The sequence below is a fragment of the Leptolyngbya sp. BL0902 genome (assembly GCF_016403105.1).
Taxonomy (GTDB): domain Bacteria; phylum Cyanobacteriota; class Cyanobacteriia; order Phormidesmidales; family Phormidesmidaceae; genus Nodosilinea.
This window is the reverse complement of sequence record NZ_CP046155.1, coordinates 3,773,242-3,795,226: the sequence shown is the minus strand read 5'-3', so window position 1 is coordinate 3,795,226 and position 21,985 is coordinate 3,773,242. Positions and strand designations below refer to the sequence as shown.

The window sequence follows — 21,985 nt, the reverse complement described above, 5'->3', positions numbered from 1 at the left end:
TCAGTTTAGCGGCGCGGCGGTGGCGGCTCGTCGTCGCCCCAGAGTTCGGTGGCGTCTACGTCGATGACGGGGGGCGGTTCGGGGCGTCGTCGTTGGGGCGGTTCGGGCAGACCAGCGGTGACATCAGAAACGGTTTCCCGCAGTTGATGGCGCAGGCGGCGGGTGCGTTTTTTCACGTCGCCCAGCCAGTGGCCTAAGCGCTGTTGCGCCTCAGACTGGAACCGTTGGCCCTGCTCCTGCCACTGTTCTGAGAACTGGGTGCGGGCTTGGCGGGTTTTGTCTAGGGTGGCGTCCCAGGTTTGTTTGGGGTCGGGGATGTGGTCGAAGACTTGATCTAAGGGCAGGGCATCAAGGGCCGACCGGGGGCCAGCGGGACGGGGGGGAGCCGGATCTCCCAAACGTTCGGCCTGGGCGAGGGCTTCGTGGGCGATCATCATGCGGCGACGGCCTAGGCTGATGACAGCCTGGGGCGGCAGGGCATAGCACCCCGGCGGCAGGCTGTTGGCGTCCTCAGAAGGTGCTGTCGAAGCTGTTGTCGTTGGGGTCGTGAAGTGGTACTGCACAATTTCGCCCGTGGCAGGCACAAGGCGGTAGTCGGTGAGGGTGCCGAGGCGATCCCCGTAGTCTGACCACACCTCCACGTCGCTGAGGGCAATGCCTTCGCCAAAGGGGCTGTCCTCTGGAAGACGGTTTTCTTCTGAAAGACTCGATGGAGGTTCCGAAGCTCGTAGGACGAGGCCATCGTGCCCAATGGAGACCACTTGGCTCCAGGGGAAGCGCTGGCTGCGACGACCTAATCCGCCCCCGCAGCCCACCCCAATAACCTGATGACGCCGAGGATCCACCCAAACCTCGGTGATGGGGCTGAGGGAGTCTGCCGTGGCCAGGTCGATGGGCACGAGGCGCAACAGGTCGTCCTTGAGCAGGCTGGGGGGAAAGGGAGTATCCGTCGTCATGGGTGGGCCGATCTCCTAGGCGGGGTGAGGGATCTAGACTTTCTCCAGTTGATCTAGCCGCAGCCAGATGTTGGGGGTGGGCACATGGCCAAATTTCACCAGGGCATAGTCATCGGTAAGATCGACAATTTCCCCTTTGGTTTCAAACAGGTAGGGGGGAAGCCGGGGGTCGCTGGCCTTGATTTCTAGGCTGTTTTCTAATTTGTCCCGCAGGGCTTTGACCAAATCGCCGCGTTTGAGGGTTGCTGCCATGGTGTGGATGACGTTCGTGAACAACAGGTTAACTATGCTGATTGTATCGCCTCTACCGCTGGCATTGGTGGCAATAGTGGGCGGAACGTCCGGCCAGCTTGAGCCGATGGATGGGGGACTGACACGCTCGACAGGGCTGACCTTCGCGGTCGTAGACCCAGGCCACGCCGCCGTAGTTGCCGTTGGTGCCGTAGATGTCGCGGTAGTCGCTGAAGGTGGTACCGCCAGATTCGATGCTGGTGGTGAGGACGTCGCGGATGGCCTGGTGCAGCTTTTTTAGGCGGGGCAGGCTAATGCTGTGGGCCAGGGTGGTGGGGCGCAGACCGCTGAGGAACAGCGCTTCGTCGGCGTAGATGTTGCCAATTCCGGCAACGAGGGCTTGATCCAGCAGGGCGTTTTTGATGGGGCGCTGGCTGCGGGCAAGGCGTTCCTTTAGGTAAGCCGGAGAGAAGGCGTCGTCAAAGGGTTCTGGCCCTAGGGATTGCAGCCCCGTCATCACTGAGGCCGGATCCTGACCGGGGGGCACCCACCACAGACGGCCAAAGGTGCGCTGGTCAACGTAGCGCAGTTCGCGATTACCCTCCAAAAAAAGCCGCACCCGGCAATGGGTCTGCACGGGTTCGGTAGGATCAACCCACAGTAATTGCCCGGTCATCCGCAGATGCACCCCCAGGTAGCCCGCAGGCTGATCGGCTTCGTTCGCCAATTGACCCAGCAAATACTTGCCCCGTCGCTGCCATTCGACCAGGTGAGTCTGACGGAGTCCAGCCCAAAAGGCATCGGCACTGGGAGGATGAGCCACCGTGCGGGCTAGCAACACCTCACCGCCCACAATCGCCTGATGCAGCGTAACGCGGTTTAGCCCCCGGCGGACGGTTTCAACTTCGGGCAGTTCAGGCACAGAGTTCTCCAGAAAGCGGAATGATACAGCCCGATCCTAACCCGACTCCCCACTCCCAAAAACAACACCCCCATTACCCTTCCTCAGCCCCACCGAGACCAACGGTCAAGCATGGGGTAGAGTGTAGGCAACAGGGGTATTGTGTGGGCTAACCGTCAGAAAGTGGCGTTGTCCAGGAGATAGGCTTACTTCTTAGCCTTGGGCGCTTCCACTTCTTCTAGCTCAGAAAGTGCAAAGTTGTTGGTGTTGATGCCAGAGTAGTTCACTTTGTCAAAGCGAACCACGGCGGGATATTTGATGCCGCTTTGGTCAATGGTGGCCACGGTACCCACATCCCGATACCAGTAGGACTCTTTGCGGAGAATCCGAACCTTAGAACCGCGTTGAACCATAAATCATGCCCTCTTGAAAACCAAGTATTTATGACAATCTATTAAGGCCCAGACCCTTCCGTGGCCTTGTCCTATTAACAAGAACCGAGCAAGAACCTCAATAGGGTTGACTTCCACGTTCAACAGATTACTACGACTGCACAGTTCCCGTGGGGGGGCGGGGTTTAAGTTTTGTTGCGTTGGCTCGATTGGGATCCAGGCTTTTGGGTCAGACAGGGGAGAGGGGATCTTGAAGGACAGAAAACCCTAGGGAAGTCTGTCAAGGAGGGTCAAGGTCAAGCGTCTGCCCGGAAGAGTGGCCCGTTTGGGGTGGGTTGAGATAAGTTTTGTGTCTATTTGAAGACCCGACCAAAGGGCGGGATCGCCGGATCCTCGATACCCTAGGGAATAGGTGCCCCAAGCTGGCCAGAATTTAGCGTCAATAATGATTAAAAAAACGGTTAATTCTGGCGTGGCGTGGGCACATTACGTATAGCAGTGAGAACCGTCAAGGCTTGATAGATCATGGTTATGACCCCAGAGACCGCCCATCGCCTGCACCAAAAGTTCCCGAAGAAGCATAACCACTATGCCCTCAAGGATTTTTTCCAGTTCAATACGGATCGCGGCACCATCACCGACTGGAACGACACCCGCAACGTGTTGACCAGTGAAGACTTCATCATTGGCTTGCTGGAAGGGCTTCAGGAGGAGGTGGGGGATGCCTCCGCCGCCATCATGTACACCGTGGGCCTAGAGTGGGGCAAGTTTGACTCCCTCCAGTTCGAGCGCTGGTTTGAGAAGGAGTTTTCCATGAGCCCTCGCCGCGCCAACCTGATGTTTTTGCTAGAAACCTGGTGGTGGCCCTTTATCTCCCAGGGCTGGGGCCGTTGGGAGGTGGACATGAGCGACCGCAAGCAGGGCTTTATGTTCATCAACCTGTTTGATTCGGCGGTGGCCCGTACCCTAGGGGACGTAGGCAAGCCCGTGTGCCACCTCTATGCGGGGCTGTTTGCCGGATTTTTCACCGAAATGGTGCGGAAACAACTGAGCTGCATCGAAATTCAGTGCTACTCCATGGGCGAAACCTACTGCAAATTCCTGCTGGGGGGCCGGGAGCGCATTGACGCCGCCGCCTTTTGGATGAACGAAGGGGCCAACGCCCGCGACATTGAAAAACGGCTGCGGGCCGGGGAAGGTGGCGCATGATCTCCGCAACGTTATCGGCCACCAATGGCCACAGTTCAGCCAGTCAGTCGGCCAACCAGCCCTGGATGCGGGAAACGGTTCAAGCCTTTTTTGAGGGGGTGAACTGGAGCGGCGTGGCGATGCGTTCTGCCGCTAGCGCCACTGCCATCGGCGACCCCAGCCTGGGTGGAGAGATGCCCCTCAACCTGACCGTGGGCCAGTTCTTTGAGACGATGTCCTGGGAGGGTAAGCCCACCATTGGTGTGCCCATTGCGCCCCTAGAGGCTCCGTCGTCTACCACGGATATGCCTAGCGATGATCTCACCCTCGACGACTTCTCTAGCTTGTTTGGCTAGAAAAGCCTAGGCCCGTGACCGTCTTCGTAGCCCGTTTCTGCTGCCCTGCAACGCTTTCCCAAGGATTCGGATTATGACCTTCAAACTCGATAGCTTGTTTGAAAGTGCAGATAAACCCTACCTCGATGCCAACGATCTCACCCTGCTGAGCCAGTACGTGAGTTCGATTCCCGAGCGCATCGCGGTTTATCGCACCCTGCGCGATCAGGAAGTGGCCATCATGCAGCCCATTGCCGATGCCCTCCAACAACGCACCCAAGAACCAGAAGCCAAGGTGGAGCGCAGTGTTCGCAATGGCCTGATGGTGCTGCGCTATGTGGCCATGTCGATGCTGCTGGACGACAGCGCCTTTGTGGAGGGGCGGTTGCAGGGCTGGCTTCCAGAACTGGTGAAGGCCCACGAAACCCAAGCCCTCGATCAGCAACTGTTTCAACTGCTGGATCAACAACTGGCCAAGGTCTTTACCCCGGCCCAGCTTAACTTGCTGAAGCCGGGACTGACCAAGGCGAAAGATCTGCTGTTGGGCACCGCCGCCGCCCCCACGGCCCCTGCGGCAGAGATGGATTCCTTAGCGAACCTGTTTTAGGCCGCTCAATCGAGGAATACCGCCTAGCGCTGCTCTATCCAGACAGCGTCTTGCCCTCTAGACTGACCTTCTAGCCCTGCCGTTCAGGCTCACCCTCCAGACTCATACTTCGGCCCGCCTCGGCCTCCCTTCGCCCACTACCGTACCCGTGAGGACATCACTCTATGGTCTCCGTTGCTGATTTACTCGTTGATGGCCGTCTACCGGGCAACTACTTTGCCCAGGATCTCTATGTGCGCGGTTCGACCGAGCTTGGCCTGCTAGAAAATCGCCGAGGGGATCGCCTGTTGGCCATTCCCAATCCCCTCCTGCAAGCCATCTACGCCGGACTGGAAAAGGAAACGGGCCAAGCCTCGAAGCTGGTGCTGTACAACTGTGGCCGCTGGTGGGGCAAAAACTTCTACGCCCGCTTCTGTGAAGAACTGGCCGACTACTACAGCCAGCCCCTGGCCAACCTCTCCATGGCGGAGTTCTTGCAGTCCCTTCAGCAGTGCTGGAAAACCCACGGCTGGGGCCAAATCACCCTAGATATTACCTACCGGGATCAGGGCTTCCTCTGCCTCGAAATTGACCACTCGCCCTTTACCGCCGCCGCCCCCGACAGCCAAAGCCCCTCCGGCGATCTAGAGCGGGGCATCCTAGAGATTTTCTTTAGCCAGCTTACCGGGCGCGAACTGGTGTGCGTGCAAACGAGCTGCACGACGCGGGGCGACGATGCTAATCGCTTTGTCATTGGCCTCGGGAAGCGGCTGCAAGCGGCTACCGCGCTGGTGGCCAATGGCCAATCTCACCAGAGTATTATGCAGGCCCTAGTGCAGCAGGGATGATTGCCTAGTGGCTATACGCCGACCGATCCGACGTTCCCACTATCGACTGCTTGGGCTGGTGGGCCATGGGCAGTTTGGTCAGGTCTATTGCGCCATCCATCGCAAAACGGGGGAACTGGTGGCGCTGAAATATCTGCACAAGGATCGGTTTCCGACCCACAAGTTTCTGCGGGAACTACGGTTTTTGCTGAGCCTAGAACATCCCAACATTGTTACCTGCCAAGCCCTAGAGCATTCCGCCAATGGCCGCTACTTGGTGATGGACTACTGCGAAGGCGGCACCCTGCGATCCATCCTGGAAAGCGACATCATCCTGTCTTGGGAGGAAATGCTGGGGCTGGTGTTGGATATCCTGTCGGGGTTGGATCATGCCCACCAGCAGGGCATCGTTCACTGCGACATCAAGCCGGAAAATATTCTGCTCACCCTCACACCTAGGGGCTGGGTGGCGCGGATTTCTGACTTTGGCATCGCCCGCCTTAGCCAGGAGGTGAACGAGTCGGAAATGGGGCATTCTGGCTCCCCCGCCTACATGGCCCCGGAGCGGTTTTATAACCAGCACCCCCTCACCTCTGATCTCTATGCGGTAGGGATTATTCTCTACGAAATGCTGTTGGGGAAACGGCCCTTTTCTGGCACGCCCATGGAGCTGATGGTGGCTCACATGAACCAATCCCCAGAGATTCCAGCGGAGCTGCCGGATCCAATTCGGGCCGTGGTGGCCAAGGCGTTGCAAAAGCTGGCTCCTAAGCGTTTCCAGAGTGCCCAGGCCATGCGCCAAGCCATTGGGCAAATTTACCAAGACTGCCGCACCGGAGAGTTTGCTGCCGTGCCCCTCGGGGGAAAGGTACTGCCCGACCCGGTGGTAGCCCCTGACCTGCCCTGGGTCGCCATGCCCCACCCAATTCAGGTGATGGGCCTAGTCACCTTGCCGCACGCTGCCCCGCCGCTAGCGTCCAAGCCCACCACAAAGGATGGGGCTTGGTCTCCGGCGGCGGCGTCCAATCTGTCACCAGCCACCCCCAATCTCCTCATCACCGCCGCTGAGAATCACGTTTGGTTCTACCATTGGCCCAATCAAGGAATGCCCACCCCTCCCGGCCCCACCCAGGGCTTTACCCTACCGGGGCCAGTCCAGCGCTTTGTGCCGCTGCCCCAGGGCGGTATTTTGGCTACGACCACCTCCCTCCATCTCTTGGCTATTCCCCACGGTTTGGGCCGCATTGCCCAAGAGGCCGACCCTATTCAGATGGCGGTAGCCCCCCATGGCCGCTGGTTTGCCACGGTGCAGCAACCCCACCCGGCCACCGCCGACCTGCTGATTCGCCACCTGCGGAACCAGCCTCAGACCCCGGTCAAAATTTCTGCCGCCTGTCGGGTTTCCATTCCCATCGCCGAGGGCCGCATTATTGCGCTGCTGGCCTTAGACAGCCACCACCTGGGCCTAGTGGTGCAACAGCCCCAGAAAACCCTCGTGCATCTGATTACCCGGCGAGGCCAATACCTAGGGCCAATGCCGCTGCCCGTTGCTCTCCACAACCTGGTACCTACCCGGCGACCCTACCGCTATCTGGCCCTGGAGGTGGATCAACCCCAGTCGCTCCTGGTGGTGGATCTGAAGCCGCTGCGGATGGTGCGCTACCGGGCCGATATCCACCCCCGCTGGATCTTTGAAACCGCCGTTGGCTATGGCCTGCTCGATGCTGAGGGCCACCTCTCCCTGATGAATGAAGAGGGGCAAGTCATTAACCGCATCAGCCATTTGCCCTGCCCCACCGCCATGGTGCAGCGATCCCCCAGCCAGTTTATTTGGAGCGTTCCTGAAGATGATCAGCGCAGTCGCCTCTACAACTTCGACCTCGCCCATCTGGGGTTAGATTTAGTGTTCTAGGGCATCTAGGGGCGGCGAGGATAGACTTTCGGCTTGGCCTCCGGATTCCCTCTCGGCGCAATCGCTGGGGCACAACCGCTGGGGCAGACCTACATCATCATCATCTTTAGCCCTTGGCTAGCCGAGTTGGGGCCGCTGTTTGTGCCAGTCGGTGGCCTGTTCGTAGGCGTAGCCCACCTCAAACAGCAGGTCTTCCCGCAGCACGTTGCCAATCAGTTGCAGGCCAATGGGCAAGCCCAGATCATCGAACCCACAGGGCAAACTCATCCCCGGCAGACCCGCCAGGTTGACGGGAATCGTCATCAGGTCAGACAGGTACATGCTGAGGGGGTCGTCCACCTTGTCCCCGGCTTTGAAGGCCGTCGTCGGCGCGGTGGGGCACACCAGCACATCCACTTGACCAAAGGCCTTTTCAAAGTCCTGCTTAATCAGGGTTCGCACCTTTTGGGCCTTCAGATAATAGGCATCGTAGTAGCCCGCCGACAGGGCATAGGTGCCGATCATAATCCGCCGCTTCACCTCGTCCCCAAAGCCCTCGGCGCGGGTTTTGGTGTACATGGTGATCAAACTGTCGTTGTCCTTGCGGGCACCGTATTTCACGCCGTCGTAGCGGGCTAGGTTAGAGGAGGCCTCCGAGGGGGCAATGATGTAGTAGGTGGGCAGGCCGTAGGGGAACTGCGGGCAGGAAATTTCCTGGATTTCGGCCCCTAGGTCTTTGAGTTGTTGGATGGCTTTTTCCGTGGCGGATCTCACGGCGGGGTCGATGCCCTCGGCGGCAAAGGTTTCGGTGATGATGCCGATTTTGCGGCCCTTCAGGTCGGTTTTGAGGTATTGGGTGTAGTCCGGTACGGGGATATCTAAACTGGTGGAGTCGCGGCGATCATGGCCCGCAATCGCCCCCAGCAGCAGGGCGGCGTCTTCCACGGTGGGGGTCAGCGGCCCAATTTGATCCAGCGACGAGGCATAGGCCACCAGCCCAAACCGAGACACCAGGCCATAGGTCGGCTTTAGGCCCACCACGCCACAGAAGGACGCAGGCTGACGAATGGAACCGCCCGTATCCGAGCCCAGGGCCACGGCGCATTCTCCCGCCGCCACCGCCGCCGCCGACCCGCCAGAGGAGCCACCGGGCACCCGTTCCACATCCCAGGGGTTGCCCGTCAGTTGGTAGGCGGAATTTTCCGTGGAGCTGCCCATGGCGAACTCGTCCAGGTTGGTTTTGCCCAGGGCCACCATGCCTGCGTCTTTCAGCTTTTGGGTGACGGTGGATTCGTAGGGCGGCACAAAATTTTCTAGCACCTTGGAGGCGCAGGTGGTGCGGATACCCTCGGTGCAAAGGTTGTCCTTGAGGGCGATGGGAATTCCGGCGAGGGGGCCAATGGCTTCTCCGGCGGCAATTTGGGCATCCACCGCCGCCGCCTGGGCCAGGGCCACATCGGCCGTCACCGTCAGATAGCTGTGGAGCTTGGGTTCTAAAGCCGTCATCCGGTCGAGGTATCCCTGGGCGATTTCCACCGCAGATCGCTCTTTGCTGACCAACTGTTGATGCAGTTCGCGGATGACAGACATGGAATTCCTCGGATTTGCCACAAACACCAAAGTATTAGTATAGGCGGGTTCTGGCCCAATCTTTTGTGCACTTCCGGGGCCACCCAGGGCAAATCGATCCGCACCGAGATGCGGCGGGGTCGGTGAACCCTAGGTCGCCATGGTTTGATGGGAAATCCCTGAGCCCTGTCGGTTAAGGTTTGGCTAAAGTTTGGCGCGGATGGTGAAGGAGTAGTCGCCGCCCGGTTCCAGTTGATAGTCACAGCGCTCTAAAAACCGACTGAGGGGTTCGCAGATCAGCGCTCGCCCCAGGGACGGTTCAATGCGTAATTGGCCCTGGCGAAAGCGCCATTGAAACTGCCATTCGTAGTCACTGGCCCGCACCTCCCCTTCAATGCGGCCCTGGCTCCAGGACTGGTGGGTGATGCGCACATAGGCCGTGGTTTCGGAGGAGCGTCTGGACACAGGACTTAGGACTCAGAACAGTACAGCAGGCCGCAGGCCAAGGACAGCAGGCAGACCAATGATGCAGAACGGGCCTGCTCCATAGGTACCATAACCCCTAGGCCCAGGTTAGGGCGAGGCTGGATTTGCCCTAACCTGCCCCAACCTGAGGTAACGGAATTTTGGGCAGGCGTTTAATCCACGACGAAAAAACGGTAGCCTAGGGTGAAGCCCTACTGTCGGCTTGCCGTGCCCAGCCTCACGCATGGGTGCCCCAGGCCGAACTATCGCGGCTTTTTCCCTTCGCTTAACACTGGAAACTGCCTGTGCCCAAGGTCGGCATTATTTATAACGACATTAAGCCCGTTGCCCAGCAGGTCGCCTTGGAATGGCAGGAAAAGCTGGAGGGAAAAGGCTTAGACGTTGTCCTGGCCACCGGGGCGGGCGGTATTTTGGGCTACTCTAGCCCAGAGCGGCCCATGTGCCACACGCCCTTAGATAGCCTGGTGCCACCCCACTTTGACGCCGATATGCTGTTTGCCCTAGTGTTGGGCGGCGATGGCACGGTGCTGGCAGCGTTTCGGCAGTTAGCCCCCATTGGCATTCCGCTGCTTACCATCAACACGGGCCACATGGGCTTTCTCACCGAAGCCTACCTCAACCAACTGCCCCAGGCCATCGACCAAGTGCTGGCGGGGGAATACGAAATTGAAGATCGATCCATGCTGGCAGTGAAGCTCTGCCATGGAGACACCCTAATTTGGGAAGCCCTCTGCCTCAACGAAATGGTGCTGCACCGCGAACCCCTCACCAGTATGTGCCACTTCGAGGTGGGTATTGGTCGCCATTCCCCCGTAGACATTGCCGCCGATGGCATCATCGTCTCCACCCCCACGGGGTCTACGGCCTATGCCCTATCAGCGGGTGGCCCGGTGATTACCCCTGGGGTTTCGGTGACGCAGCTCATCCCCATTTGTCCCCATTCCCTGGCCTCGCGGGGGCTAGTCTTCCCCGACCATGAGCCTGTTGCCATCCATTCCGCCAACACCGATCCTTTGGTGATGATTGTAGACGGCAATGCCGGATGCTACGTCATGCCAGGAGATTGGGTGAGCACCTGTCGCGCTCCCTACGTAGCCCGGTTCATTCGGCTGCGGTCGCCCGAATTTTTTAAGGTGCTGCGAGAAAAGCTGGGCTGGGGCTTGCCCCACATCGCCAAGCCGACGTCTGTGGAACTGCCCTAGGCGCGGACAGACCCTACTTGCGCTCGCTAACCGGATCGCCATCGGACTGGGGAACGGAGACGGCGGCAACCGGGCGACGCTGGTGCTTCCAGGCGGCAAAGGCCAAGCCCGTACCAAACATCAGCAGGCTGTAGATGGCGGCGGGAATTGCCAGATCCGGCTGATTCAAAAACAGCGGCGAACTGGCTAGGGTGATGGCTAGGGTGCCGTTTTGAAGGCCCACCTCCACGGTGATGGCCGTTCTACTGGGGTCATCGAGGCCCGCTACCCGCGCTAGGCCATAGCCCAGCCCCATGGCCAACAGGTTTAGCCCCAGCATGGCCCCACCCACCTGAAGCAAGAACTCCAGCAGGTTCGCCCGCTGTTGAATCAGCAGTCCGGCAATGATCACCCCCAGCAAAAAGAGCGACAGCCACTTCACCCCCCGTTCGATTTGGGCGGCGGTGCGCGGGCGATAGTGGTTGACCAGCATCCCCAATCCTACGGGCAGGAGGGTGATCACGGCGATTTGCGCCACCGTGGACACCAAGGACAGTCGCAGGGTTGTGGCAGTGCCCAAAAAGCGTCCCAGGGCCAGATTGACCACCAGGGGGATGGTGAACACCGTCACCACGCTGCTGAAGGCCGTGAGGGAGACAGACAGGGCCACATTCCCCCGCGCCAGATAGGTGATGAGGTTAGAGGTTGGCCCCCCCGGACAGGCGGTTAACAGCACCAGCCCCGCCGCTAGTTCGGGCCGCAGGGGCAAACTGGAGGCCAGGGCAAACCCCAGCAGAGGCAGCATTACCAACTGGGCCACCAGCCCCACCACTACGGGCCTGGGATAGACCACGACCCGCCTAAAGTCTTCGCCCCGTAGCCCCAACCCCATACCCAGCATGACTGCAAACAGCGCCAGCGGTAAAAACAGGGTCGTTAATGCACTGGATTCCATGATCGTTCCCCGCCACTATGGGGGTAGTGTACCGATCAATGGGGCCGTTGGTTAGGGGAGAGCCTGGGCCGATGGAGCCATGGGTTCGGTGGGGGTATCGATCTGATGGAGGGAGGTGAGGGCAAACTGAACGAAATCGGCCACGGTCACTCGATCCCCCGCATGGCTGACAACCACCACCGCCAAGCTGTGATCCTCACCTGCGCTGTAGCACACAATGCGAAAGACCCCATCCTCAAAGTATCCGGTGCGATCCATCGAGCCTTGGGACGACTCAATATTCAAGCTCTGGATGAATTGATCGGCGGTGGCCAAACACCCAGCCACGTCAGTGTTGAGCAGTTGATCGCCACTGGCCAATTCTGGACGAGCCGCCGCTGGCAGCGAGAAGGCCAACAGCCCAGACATCACACCTAGGGACAAAAACCGTCGTAGCATAGACCACCTTGCAGCCCTGGGCTGCGGTCAGAAACAGCGCCACCCTGGGCCTGGGCAATCCGGTTGGAGCAGGGGCCAATGGAGAGCCAGAGCACAGGGCTGATAGGGTATCTTTACGCCGAGGTTGAGGTCGTTCAGGCCGTTTTGTGCCCGATCCCCAGGGAGGATTTCGGAGGCTTAGGCAGACACGGCCTTCGTGCCGAAGAAGTCAATGCGATAGTCGGTAATCGCAACCCCAGTTTGGGCCTCAATTTGCTGAATTAACTCGGCGGGTAACACCACATCCACATCAATAATGTCGTCGGTGTCCAGACAGTTGACGTGGCTGTGGGAGCGGCTGCTGTGGCCATAGAGGCGGCCATCGGCCCGCTCGACACATTCAATGATGCCCTGCTCGGAGAGGGCGTCTAGGTTTTGGTAAACGGAGGTGTGGCCAATTTCTCGCCCCTCCTGGTTGAGGCGGTGATAAATGTCGCGGGCAGAGAGGTGTCCCTGCTGTTGCCACAGGAGTTCTAGGATGTAGCGCCGCTGGCGACTGAGCCGCATTCCCAAGACCTGACAGCGCTCTAGGGCGTCTTCTAAAGACCGGATGGGCGGGTGGGAAAGGGCAGGATCATCCATGGCAACGCACATAAATCGTACTCAGTACCACTTTACCAAAACTATCCCAAGGCGGGGCTCTCCCGGCCCGCCCTACGCTCCCCGACATGCCACCGCAGGCTTGATCCGCATCGGCCTTGGGCTCCATCGACCGGGGCGGCTGCGCTCGGATTGCCGAACCGCTGGCGTTGTTTCCGCATCACCAAATCACCGAATTACCGAGATCAGCAGGACAAAGACAGGACAAAGATCTATGAACCGACCGAACTCATCGGGCACAAATTGAGTCTAAATAGTTGAGTCTAAGGCATGGCCTTGGGTTTGCACCCTACGGACGCTAGATGGTGGGATTGACCAAGACACAATACCCAAGCCTGACCCCCCTGGGCAACCCGCCTCCTAGGGATACCCTAGACGACAAAACAGACATGGCCTAGATGGCAAGATATAGGCGACTACGCGGGCCATCTGCGTGGATCATCTCTCAACTGGCCGCTTTTAACCCGTTACTTGTGACCTCAGCCATGGTGAAAGCACTGTTTCCCAAGTCCTGGGTCAGAAATGGCCCCCGCTCACCAAATCGCCCCTGGCCCGATCCCTGGCTGGAACCCACCCCCACGGAGGATCTGCGGCAAAAGTCCTGGCTGTACCACTGTGGTCTAGCTGGCTTGCTGGGCGGCCAGGTGTTGCTACGGGTGTTGCAGGGACGGATTAATCGTCAACTCACCCTGGCCCAAATGGCCCTGGTGGGGCTCGGCACCCTGATGCCCGTTCTGATGATTAACCTATTTGCGGGGATGATTTTTACCATCCAAACCGCCCGCGAACTGGATCGCTTTGGGGCCACCTTTGCCCTGGGGGGAGCCTTTGCCCTGGCCTTTTGTCGGGAGTTGGCCCCGCTGCTCACGGCGGCAGTATTGGCGGGGCAGGTGGGCACTGCTTTTGCGGCGGAAATTGGCTGCATGAAGGTGACAGACCAGATCGATGCTCTGAAAATGCTGCACACTTGCCCCGTGAACTACCTGGTTGTGCCTAGGGTGGTGGCCTGCTGCATCATGCTGCCCGTGCTGACGGTTTTGGGCCTAGTCGTGGGCATTCTATCGGGAGCTGCCATTGCCGCCCAGCTCTACCAGGTGCCTGCCCAGCAATTTTTGGAGTCCGTCCGCACCCTGCTCATGCTGGAAGATTTGGTGGCGGTACTGGTTAAATCTGTGCTGTTTGGAGCCATGGTGGGCTTAGCAGGCTGCACCTGGGGGCTGACCACCACCTGTAGCCAATCCGTGGGCCGAGCCGCCACCGCCGCCGTCGTCACCACCTGGGTGGGGCTGTTTGTGGTGGACTTTTTTCTGTCGATTTTGGTCTTCCACGGGGCTAGCGTGACGCTGCACTAGCGAGCAGGACACAGGGGCAAGATGTCAGGGTTAGACCACCTAAATCCTGACTAAACCCTGCCTAAATTGACGGAAGTGTACTAGAATCGGCCATAATTCCGTCTGTTTGCAAAACTTCATAACCGATTTGAAAATCATGACCTACCCCACGATGCACAAGCTTCTCTCTGCCCTGTTCAGCGTGGCTGGCCTTGGTGTGTTCACGATCACTCCAGTCCTGGCTAACGAGTTGATGCCCGCCTCAGCTACCGATAGCCCCGTGGCCGCCGAGGCAGTCGCCGACCAGTTGGCCCAGGCTGGCGACACCATCGTGGATATCGCCGCTGGCAATAGCGCCTTCAGCACCCTAGTGACCGCCGTTCAAGCAGCGGATTTGGTCGATGTGCTGTCTGGGGAAGGCCCCTTCACCGTCTTTGCTCCCACCAACGACGCCTTTGCCGCCCTGCCCACCGAGGTGTTAGAAGCTCTGTTGCTGCCCGAAAACCAAGATCTGCTGACGGATGTGCTGGCCTACCACGTGGTGCCCGACATTGTCACCTCCGACAGCCTAGTTAGCCCCGGCGAGATTGAAACCCTCAACGGCCCCGTGCGCGTGCGCTCTAGCGCTGATGAAGTCATCGTCAACGATGCCAACGTGGTGCTGGCGGATGTGGAGGCTAGCAATGGCATCATCCATGCCATCGATACCGTGCTGATCCCGGCGGGTTTGGTCGATGCTCTGACGGCTCGCATGGCAGAAGCGGAGATGGCGGAAGTGTCCGAAACCCCTGTTGTGGAAGAAGCCGTTGTGACCCCAGCCCCCACGCCGACCACGGCTCCGGCCACCACCGCCCCCACCGTTTCTGAGCCCGTCCAAGGGCTTTGGTAGAGCAAACCCGGCCCCTAGCTCAACAAAACCCACGCTGGATTCATCCTGGATCTGTGGTGGGTTTGCCAGAAGCCTAGGGGCCATCGCGTTGGGAGTTAAGCAAAGCCGCCGCCATGACAACAGCCCTGGGGACAATGTATCGCACAAGGCCCTGCCGTAGCCGAACGGCAACTGACGCATCCAGACATCAGCCCGCTTCCCGATGGTGTAACCCTGGTCTGGGAATCCTCCTGGGCATGGTGGTGGCCACCGTTGGCCTAGGCTTAGGCGCAGTTCCAGGCTTGGCACAGCCCTCGCGGTCGGCGTTGCCCCTCGCCGCTACTCCAGAGCCCGTGCTGCCAGCCCTCTCCATGCCCCCTCTGGGTCTTCCCGAAGACCACCTACCTGAGGCCCCTCAACAGGGGGCTACCCACCTGGTTCTGCGCCTGGGAGAACGGCGGGTGTATGTCTACGGCGGCGAGACGGTGCTCGACAGCTACCCCGTAGCCATCGGTGCCCCGGCCACCCCCACCCCCGTCGGGGAGTACCAAATCTTTCAGATGATTGTCGATCCCATTTGGCAAAGCCCTTGGACGGGGGAAATCCATGAACCTGGCCCCAACAGTGCCCTGGGGCTGCGCTGGATTGGCTTTTTGACCCTAGACAACGGCATTATTGGCTTCCACGGCACCCCTACGGTGTCCTCCATCGGGCAGGCGGCTTCCAACGGCTGTGTTCGCCTGCGCAACGAAGATGTGGTGGCGCTATTTGACCAGGTTCACATGGGAATGAGCGTGATCGTCACCCCCTAGCAGCCCCCTGGCGACCCGCATCGGTTCAGGGCATAATAAGCCCCACACAATGGACGCCCAAAGGAAGGTGTTGCCATGGAAACCCGCCTGTTGGGCACCACAGATATCGCGATTAGCCCCATCATTTTGGGCACCTGGCAAGCAGGGAAGAAAGGCTGGGTCAACATCGATGATGAGACCGTGATCCACGCCATGCAGGCGGCTCTGGAGGCAGGCATCACCACCTTTGACACCGCCGAAATCTATGGAGATGGCTACTCCGAAACCCTCGTCGGCAAGGCCCTCGCTAATCGGCGGGAGCGGGTGGTGATTGCGACCAAGGTATTTCCCCACCATCTCCGGTTCAACCAGGTGATGGAGGCGTGCGAACAGTCCCTGCGGCGGCTACAAACGGAGGTGATTGACCTCTACCAAATCCACTGGCCCTCTGGCTCCTTTGGTAGCGAGGTGGTGCCCATCGGTGAAACCATGGCCGCCCTCAATGCTTTAAAAGATCAGGGAAAAATTCGGGCCATCGGCGTCTCCAACTTCTCTCGAGCCCAGCTTGAGGAGGCAGCTCAGCATGGCCGTATTGACAGTCTTCAGCCGCCCTACTCCCTCTTTTGGCGCGGCGTAGAAGTGGATCAACAGCCCTACTGCATCGATCATTGCCTGACGATCATGGCCTATTCCTCCCTGGCCCAAGGTTTGCTGACAGGCAAATTTGATGCGGCCCATCGTTTTCCAGATGCCGACATTCGCAGCAAAAACAAGCTGTTTCGTCCGCCCCTTTACAACACGGCCCTCGCCGCTTTGGCCGAACTGCGCCCCATTGCCCATCGCCACCGCACCACCATTGGCAATCTGGCCCTCGCCTGGCTGTTGGCCCAGCCCCAAACCACCGCCATTGTGGGGGTTCGCAATGCTCTCCAGGCCCAGGAAAACGCCAAAGCCGCCACCCTCCACCTCTCCCCCCAAGACTTGGAAGATATGGACGCCATTAGCCGCACCGTCACCGACTATGTGGATACCGACCCGGTGATGTGGAACTTCGGCGGTGAGTGATTGCTTCCCTGATCTAAGCCACCGCCCGGTAGGTGGTTTCTCCTGGCGGGTCTTTCTGCCCAGGGGGATGACGCTGCCCCCAGGGGATAGAATGGGGGCGGTTCTACGGTGAAGGATGCCCTGCAAACAATGCCTATGGATATAAGGTTGAAGGCCCTGCGGGGTGGATTGGTGGTGTCCTGTCAGGCTCCGGCTACATCACCGTTGCACCATCCCCAGGTGATCGCGGCCATGGCGGCGGCGGCGGTGCAGCAGGGCGCGGTGGGGGTGCGGATTGATTCTCCCAGCCACATTGAGGCGGTGCGGCAGCGGGTTAATCAGCCCATTATTGGCCTGTGGAAGCAGGTGTTGCCGCCGTCTTCGGTGTATATTACGCCCCAGCGCCACCATGCCGAGGCCGTGGCCGAGGCGGGTAGCGACATCATCGCCGTCGATGCCACCCAGCGGCCTCGTCCGGGGCAGGAAACCCTGGCAGAGTTGATTGACTACATCCACACCCACCTCAACAAACCCGTGATGGCGGATGTGGACAACCTCAATAATGCGCTCTGGGCCATCGAAGCCGGGGCCGACTGCGTGGGCACCACCCTCTTTGGCTATACCGAAGCCACCCAGGGGGAAACACCCCCCAGCCTGGATCTGCTGCGGGCTATGGTGGAACACTGTGCCGTACCTGTGATCTGTGAAGGGGGCATTGCCTCGCCGGAGATGGCCCGTGCCGCCCTCGAAGCAGGGGCCTTTACCGTAGTGGTAGGCACCGCCCTCACGGGTATCGACAGCCTGGTAAACCAGTATGTAGCGGCCCTTCAGCCCTAGCCTGCGGTGTGCTCCTCATCCTTTAGAACAGGGTGCATTGGCCGTGGTGACGCAGCAGATGATCGCACAGCACCAGGGCCATCATGGCTTCCACCATGGGCACAGCGCGGGGCAACACGCAGGGATCGTGGCGACCACGGGCGGAGAGGACGGTGGCTTCGCCGCTGTTGGTGACGGTGTTTTGGGCCTTGCGAATGGTGGCCGTGGGCTTGAAGGCGGCGCGGATAATGATGGTTTCGCCGTTGGAGATGCCGCCCTGGGTGCCGCCGGATCGGTTGGTGCGGGTGCGGAGCTGGCCGTTTTCGTCGGTGTAGTATTCATCGTTGTGTTCGCTACCCGTTAGCAGGGTGCCCGCAAAGCCAGAACCCAACTCAAAGCCCTTGCTAGCCGGGAGGGACATCACGCCCTTGGCGAGATCGGCCTCCAGTTTGTCGAACACGGGATCCCCCAGACCGATAGGTACGCCACGGGCCACACACTCCACCACGCCGCCGATGGAATCCCCTTGGTCGCGGATGGCTTCGATGCGGGCGATCATGTGCTCGGCGGCTTCGGCATCGGGGCAGCGCACGATGTTGCTCTCCACCTGCTCTAGGGTGACGGTTTCGGGGTCAACGGTGCCCTCCAAATCCTGAATGCGCTTGACGTAGCCGATGATTTCTACCCCGGCCACCTGCTGAAGGATTTTCTTGGCCACGGCCCCCGCCGCCACTCGGCCAATGGTTTCCCGCGCCGAGGATCGTCCGCCGCCCTGGTAGTTGCGGAAGCCGTACTTGGCGTCGTAGGTGGCGTCGGCGTGGGAGGGGCGATAGGTGGTGGCCATTTCGCTATAGTCCTGGGGACGGGTGTCTTGGTTGCGCACCAGGATGGAAATGGGCGTCCCTAGGGTTTTGCCCTGGAACACGCCGGAAAGAATCTCGCAGCGGTCGTTTTCCTTGCGGGGGGTGGTAATTTTGCTTTGGCCCGGTCGCCGCCGATCTAGCTCCGCCTGGATTTCCTCAACGCTGATCTCCAGCCGGGGTGGACAGCCATCAATCACCACGCCCACGCCGCCACCGTGGGATTCGCCAAAGGTGGTAATGCGAAATAGCTGCCCAAAAGTACTGCCCATAGGATCGGTATTGCCAGAATTGAAGGTTTAAGGTTTCTCGATCCTACTATTTTGCCCTCCTCCCTGGGTATTTTCCTAGCAAACCCTGAACAGCGGCTCGGTGCAGATGACCTAGGACATAGACACCGCCATCCCAGGGGCTCGAACAATTCGCTCGGCAATGCTGACAAGACCCACGGTACAGGGACAAAACTTGAGGAGAGAGGGCTGAAGCCTTGTCCCGTAGGGGGTTGACAGAATCAGGAATAGGGAGGTGAGCTAGGGATTACCACAACCTTAGCCAGATCCTCCCCATGACTCAGATTAACCGACTTCAAGGGGCCCTGCGTGCTCATCTGCCGTGGCATGGTGCTCGACTGACCTTCCTGGCCCTGTTTCTGGTAGCGTTGTTCCGGGTCGAGACGGTGAACTTAGACAAACTGGCGTCAGTGTTTGCCAACCGGGCCAAACCGGGGTCGAGTTACAAGCGTCTGACGCGGTTTTTGCGGGGGTTTCCGGTGGATTTTGACGATATTGCGCGGGCGGTGGTGAGTTGGAGCCAGATTCCTCAACCCTGGACCTTGAGCCTCGACCGCACGACCTGGTCGTTTGGGGCGGTTCATTTCAATATCTTGATGCTGGGGATTGTCCATGAAGGGGTGGCCTTCCCGCTGTTCTGGACGATGCTGGACAAGCGGGGCAACAGCAACAGCGACGAGCGTATTGACCTGCTGGAGCGCTTTGAGCGGGTGTTTCCGAAGGCCAAGGTGCGGTGTCTGACGGGCGACCGGGAGTTTGTGGGCAAGGAGTGGTGCAGTTATCTGCTGTTGCCCAAAACGATGCCCTTCCGTCTCCGGTTGCGGCATAGTGACCAGATTCGTTCCCGCTCTGGAAAGTCTCGTCAATCGGGGGAACGGGTCTTCGCCAGTCTGAGATCTGGGGAGACTCGGATTCTATCGGGAAAACGATGGGTCTGGGGCCGACGGGTCTACGTCATCGCCACCCGCCTCGCCGATGGCGAACTCCTGATTCTCGCCACCGACCATGCCCCTCAGACGGCCCTCGCCGACTACCGCCAGCGCTGGGGCATCGAGATACTCCAGCCTCAATACCCCCATAGTCATCTTCAGGCGGATGCTGAGGTGGTGGAATCGAAGGTGTGTGCTTTGCCATGGGTCTTCTCCAGTCAAAAATTTGAGTTTATACCGGTCAAACCGTCTAGTCAGGAGGACAAGCAATGCTGGGTGTTTCCCCTTGCCAGCGTTGCCTGAGGATCTCCCGGGTGGGGCATTGACGGTGAGTTCTGAGGCGTTCCAGTTCGGCCTCATCGGCCCAAATGATCCAGTGTTTAGGGGGTTCTGCCGGTTGTCTGGCCTTCACCCACCCTCGTTGCACCCAGTTATAGAGGGTCATCGTCGGCATGTCCAGTTTGGCAGCCAAGTCCGGCAACCACCATTCGGGGGGCGGCAACGGTGCTTTTGCCGGAGTCGCTGCGTGAGATCTTAAGCCAAGCTTGCGAATTAACGTTTGCACCATTTCTGGATTGAAGGTTTGACGACGCTTTGGGGGGCGAAACCCGTCTTGATGCAAGCAGTCAATGATGTCGCGGGTGGTGAGATTGGCCTGGGTCAGTTGTTCAAGCCGTTGACACAGTTGCGGGTAGTCACTCAGTTGAGTCCATTTGGCGACCGGGCGAGTGATCTGAGCCTGACTCGAATCGCCGCCCGCCCATTTAATCGTCACCTGTACCTGTTCGGTATCGCCCACCACGGTCATGAGGATGCCGTCAATCATCTGTCGAATCACGTCTTTGCGTTGCGCCATCGTGGTCGTGGGCGCGGCCCAGAGTAGGGGCAGGCTGTCTGCGAGTTGCTGAATCTGCTGCTTTTCGTCAGGCGAGAGGCCTTTCGGTTGGTCATGACAAAACCGCTGGTAGTCGTCCCGCAGGGTGTGCTGAGCCTGCAATGCAGCTTCCCATGCTTGAGCCAGTTGTCGGGCGACTAAGCGATTTTCCGGCTCAACGAACTGGTAATGCCGCTGGGCTCTATCGGCTTCGAACTGAGCCCGCTCCAATCGCTGTTGCCATAGAATATCAAGCTCGGCTCGGTCTTGCTCCAGATGAGCGGCAGCCGCCAAGGAAAGGTCTAAAGCAGCCGGCTCCAAGGCGCGCAGCACTTGTCCCGTGACATACTCATCCAGACAGGTGCCCGACACGTGCTGGCAAAATTGGCCCCCATAATCGCTCATCGCCCGATTGCAGACATAGCGGTGATAGCCGCCTGCCCGGTGATATTGAACCTGCAGACGGCATCCACATCGCCCACACACCAGAAGCCCACTCAAAAGACCCACTCCCTCTCGCGCATGGCCGAGTTCATCCGCTCGATTCCGATTCGCTTTCAGTTGAGCCCCATTCCGCTGGTACTGCTCCCAGGAAATGTAGGCCGGGTGGTGGTCTTGGATTAAGACCAGCCACTCTTCAGGGGGTTTGACGACACAGCCAGTATGGGGACGACCGGCTTGCTTTCTGCGGGCATCGACTTGTTTACGTCCGTAGGCATAGGCTCCGGCATAGGCGGGATTTTTTAGCAGATTTTGTAAGGTCGGGCGATTCGGACGTCGCCACTGCAACTCCCCTTTGTCGAGGCCATACAACACCCGCACCCCCACTTGAATGTCATGACTGACCAAATACCGTAGGGTGGCATTGAGGGTGCCTAATTCCTCAAATTTGCGGAAGATTAATCGCACCACCTGACGCACCTGCTCATCCGGGTCAAATTGCACTTCCCCCGATGGACGACAAATGTAGCCAATGGGAACGTTGAACCCCAGCTCGCCGCGTTGGGCCTTTGTCCGTTTTCCCTGCATCATCCGTTGTTTCAGGAGATGTAATTCGGCTTCACTCATGGTGCCTTTTAAGCCCAACAGCAACCGGTCGTTGTACTGGCTCGGGTCGTAGATGCCATCGAGATCCGCTATCAACGTGCCGAAGAGGGCACAGATTTCCAGCAGCTGATGCCAGTCCTTGCAGGAGCGGGCCAACCGCGACATCTCAACGCCCAGAATCAAACCGACGTGGTTCAGCCCCACTTCGCTGACCAGTCGTTGGAAGCCCGAACGCCCTGCCGCGCTACTGCCGGATTTCCCTAAATCTTCGTCAATGGTGAGGATGCGCTCAGGGGGCCAGCCCAGCGCTTCGGCTCGCGTTACTAAGCCATATTGTAAACGGGTGGATTCTTGATGGTCGCTCACTTGCTGCAGCGTGGACTGGCGCACATACACCACAGCTAATCGGTCGAGATGCGGCCATTGAATTTTGTCTGACAGCCCGAATCCAGGATTAGTGGGAGGAGTCATGAGGCACCTCCGGCTTGGATTGGGCGCTCAGGTGCTGCTCCAACATCTGGCTGACCACACAAATTAGACGTTGGCGATTTGGGTGGGGC

Annotated in this window: 22 protein-coding genes and 1 pseudogene; 12 read left to right on the top strand and 11 right to left on the bottom strand. The window is 59.3% G+C overall.

The annotated features are described in order from the left end of the window. Positions 1-5: 5 nt before the first annotated feature. The 4 genes from GFS31_RS16855 to GFS31_RS16840 form a co-directional block, all read right to left on the bottom strand. Positions 6-956, bottom strand: a complete 951-nt coding sequence (locus GFS31_RS16855) for a hypothetical protein (RefSeq protein WP_198805918.1) — start codon at positions 954-956, stop codon at positions 6-8. A 33-nt stretch (positions 957-989) separates the two neighbouring features. Further along, complete coding sequence (locus GFS31_RS16850) at positions 990-1,208, bottom strand: NAD(P)H-quinone oxidoreductase subunit O (protein ID WP_198805917.1); 219 nt, start codon at positions 1,206-1,208, stop codon at positions 990-992. Between the two features lie 52 nt (positions 1,209-1,260). Further along, a complete protein-coding gene (locus tag GFS31_RS16845; RefSeq protein ID WP_198805916.1) occupies positions 1,261-2,109 on the bottom strand; it encodes a DNA-formamidopyrimidine glycosylase in 849 nt (282 codons plus the stop codon). A gap of 185 nt (positions 2,110-2,294) precedes the next feature. Continuing rightward, positions 2,295-2,501 (bottom strand): photosystem I reaction center subunit IV, encoded by a 207-nt coding sequence (locus GFS31_RS16840; protein ID WP_198805915.1) that lies wholly within the window; start codon positions 2,499-2,501, stop codon positions 2,295-2,297. Between the two features lie 510 nt (positions 2,502-3,011). Between GFS31_RS16840 and GFS31_RS16835 the strand changes: the two genes are divergently transcribed. The 5 genes from GFS31_RS16835 (at position 3,012) to GFS31_RS16815 (ending at position 7,328) form a co-directional block, all read left to right on the top strand. Continuing rightward, entirely contained in the window at positions 3,012-3,689 is a 678-nt protein-coding gene (locus tag GFS31_RS16835) for a V4R domain-containing protein (RefSeq protein ID WP_198805914.1), read from the top strand. Continuing rightward, entirely contained in the window at positions 3,686-4,024 is a 339-nt protein-coding gene (locus GFS31_RS16830; RefSeq protein WP_198805913.1) for a hypothetical protein, read from the top strand. The genes GFS31_RS16835 and GFS31_RS16830 overlap by 4 nt, the downstream gene beginning before the upstream one ends. 73 nt (positions 4,025-4,097) lie before the next feature. Beyond that, positions 4,098-4,610: a hypothetical protein gene (locus tag GFS31_RS16825; RefSeq protein ID WP_198805912.1), complete on the top strand. Its 513-nt coding sequence runs from the start codon at positions 4,098-4,100 to the stop codon at positions 4,608-4,610. 164 nt (positions 4,611-4,774) lie between these two features. Next, positions 4,775-5,437: a V4R domain-containing protein gene (locus GFS31_RS16820; protein WP_198805911.1), complete on the top strand. Its 663-nt coding sequence runs from the start codon at positions 4,775-4,777 to the stop codon at positions 5,435-5,437. A 7-nt stretch (positions 5,438-5,444) separates the two neighbouring features. Beyond that, entirely contained in the window at positions 5,445-7,328 is a 1,884-nt protein-coding gene (locus GFS31_RS16815) for a serine/threonine-protein kinase (RefSeq protein WP_198805910.1), read from the top strand. Positions 7,329-7,445: 117 nt separating this feature from the next. Here the strand turns inward: GFS31_RS16815 and gatA are convergent, their stop codons facing one another. After that, positions 7,446-8,897: an Asp-tRNA(Asn)/Glu-tRNA(Gln) amidotransferase subunit GatA gene (gene gatA / locus GFS31_RS16810; RefSeq protein ID WP_198805909.1), complete on the bottom strand. Its 1,452-nt coding sequence runs from the start codon at positions 8,895-8,897 to the stop codon at positions 7,446-7,448. 183 nt (positions 8,898-9,080) lie between these two features. Then, positions 9,081-9,341 carry a DUF3146 family protein gene (locus tag GFS31_RS16805; protein ID WP_198805908.1) on the bottom strand — a complete coding sequence of 87 codons (261 nt, stop codon included), beginning with the start codon at positions 9,339-9,341 and terminating at the stop codon, positions 9,081-9,083. A gap of 305 nt (positions 9,342-9,646) precedes the next feature. On the opposite strand from GFS31_RS16805, the gene GFS31_RS16800 reads away from it, so the two are divergent. Continuing rightward, entirely contained in the window at positions 9,647-10,564 is a 918-nt protein-coding gene (locus GFS31_RS16800) for an NAD(+) kinase (RefSeq protein WP_198805907.1), read from the top strand. 13 nt (positions 10,565-10,577) lie between these two features. Here the strand turns inward: GFS31_RS16800 and GFS31_RS16795 are convergent, their stop codons facing one another. The 3 genes from GFS31_RS16795 to GFS31_RS16785 form a co-directional block, all read right to left on the bottom strand. Beyond that, positions 10,578-11,498: a bile acid:sodium symporter family protein gene (locus GFS31_RS16795; protein WP_198805906.1), complete on the bottom strand. Its 921-nt coding sequence runs from the start codon at positions 11,496-11,498 to the stop codon at positions 10,578-10,580. Positions 11,499-11,549: 51 nt separating this feature from the next. Then, positions 11,550-11,936, bottom strand: coding sequence for a hypothetical protein (locus tag GFS31_RS16790; protein WP_198805905.1), 387 nt, complete (start codon positions 11,934-11,936; stop codon positions 11,550-11,552). Between the two features lie 177 nt (positions 11,937-12,113). Next, positions 12,114-12,557: a Fur family transcriptional regulator gene (locus GFS31_RS16785; RefSeq protein WP_198805904.1), complete on the bottom strand. Its 444-nt coding sequence runs from the start codon at positions 12,555-12,557 to the stop codon at positions 12,114-12,116. Positions 12,558-13,060: 503 nt separating this feature from the next. Here GFS31_RS16785 and GFS31_RS16780 point away from each other — a divergent pair. From GFS31_RS16780 to GFS31_RS16760, 5 genes are all read left to right on the top strand, one after another. Beyond that, positions 13,061-13,927 carry an MlaE family lipid ABC transporter permease subunit gene (locus GFS31_RS16780; protein WP_198805903.1) on the top strand — a complete coding sequence of 289 codons (867 nt, stop codon included), beginning with the start codon at positions 13,061-13,063 and terminating at the stop codon, positions 13,925-13,927. Positions 13,928-14,063: 136 nt separating this feature from the next. Then, complete coding sequence (locus GFS31_RS16775) at positions 14,064-14,795, top strand: fasciclin domain-containing protein (RefSeq protein ID WP_225907470.1); 732 nt, start codon at positions 14,064-14,066, stop codon at positions 14,793-14,795. A 281-nt stretch (positions 14,796-15,076) separates the two neighbouring features. Beyond that, a complete protein-coding gene (locus GFS31_RS16770; RefSeq protein WP_225907469.1) occupies positions 15,077-15,586 on the top strand; it encodes a L,D-transpeptidase in 510 nt (169 codons plus the stop codon). A gap of 75 nt (positions 15,587-15,661) precedes the next feature. Continuing rightward, entirely contained in the window at positions 15,662-16,630 is a 969-nt protein-coding gene (locus GFS31_RS16765) for an aldo/keto reductase (RefSeq protein ID WP_198805902.1), read from the top strand. A 135-nt stretch (positions 16,631-16,765) separates the two neighbouring features. Next, complete coding sequence (locus tag GFS31_RS16760) at positions 16,766-17,446, top strand: N-acetylmannosamine-6-phosphate 2-epimerase (protein ID WP_198805901.1); 681 nt, start codon at positions 16,766-16,768, stop codon at positions 17,444-17,446. A 22-nt stretch (positions 17,447-17,468) separates the two neighbouring features. Here GFS31_RS16760 and aroC read toward each other — a convergent pair whose 3' ends face one another. Further along, positions 17,469-18,557 carry a chorismate synthase gene (gene aroC, locus GFS31_RS16755; protein ID WP_198805900.1) on the bottom strand — a complete coding sequence of 363 codons (1,089 nt, stop codon included), beginning with the start codon at positions 18,555-18,557 and terminating at the stop codon, positions 17,469-17,471. A gap of 293 nt (positions 18,558-18,850) precedes the next feature. On the opposite strand from aroC, the pseudogene GFS31_RS16750 reads away from it, so the two are divergent. Further along, positions 18,851-19,636: pseudogene (locus GFS31_RS16750) on the top strand (IS4 family transposase); the annotation flags it as partial. 118 nt (positions 19,637-19,754) lie between these two features. Here the strand turns inward: GFS31_RS16750 and GFS31_RS16745 are convergent. Next, a complete protein-coding gene (locus GFS31_RS16745; RefSeq protein WP_198805898.1) occupies positions 19,755-21,896 on the bottom strand; it encodes a recombinase family protein in 2,142 nt (713 codons plus the stop codon). Between the last annotated feature and the right edge of the window lie 89 nt (positions 21,897-21,985).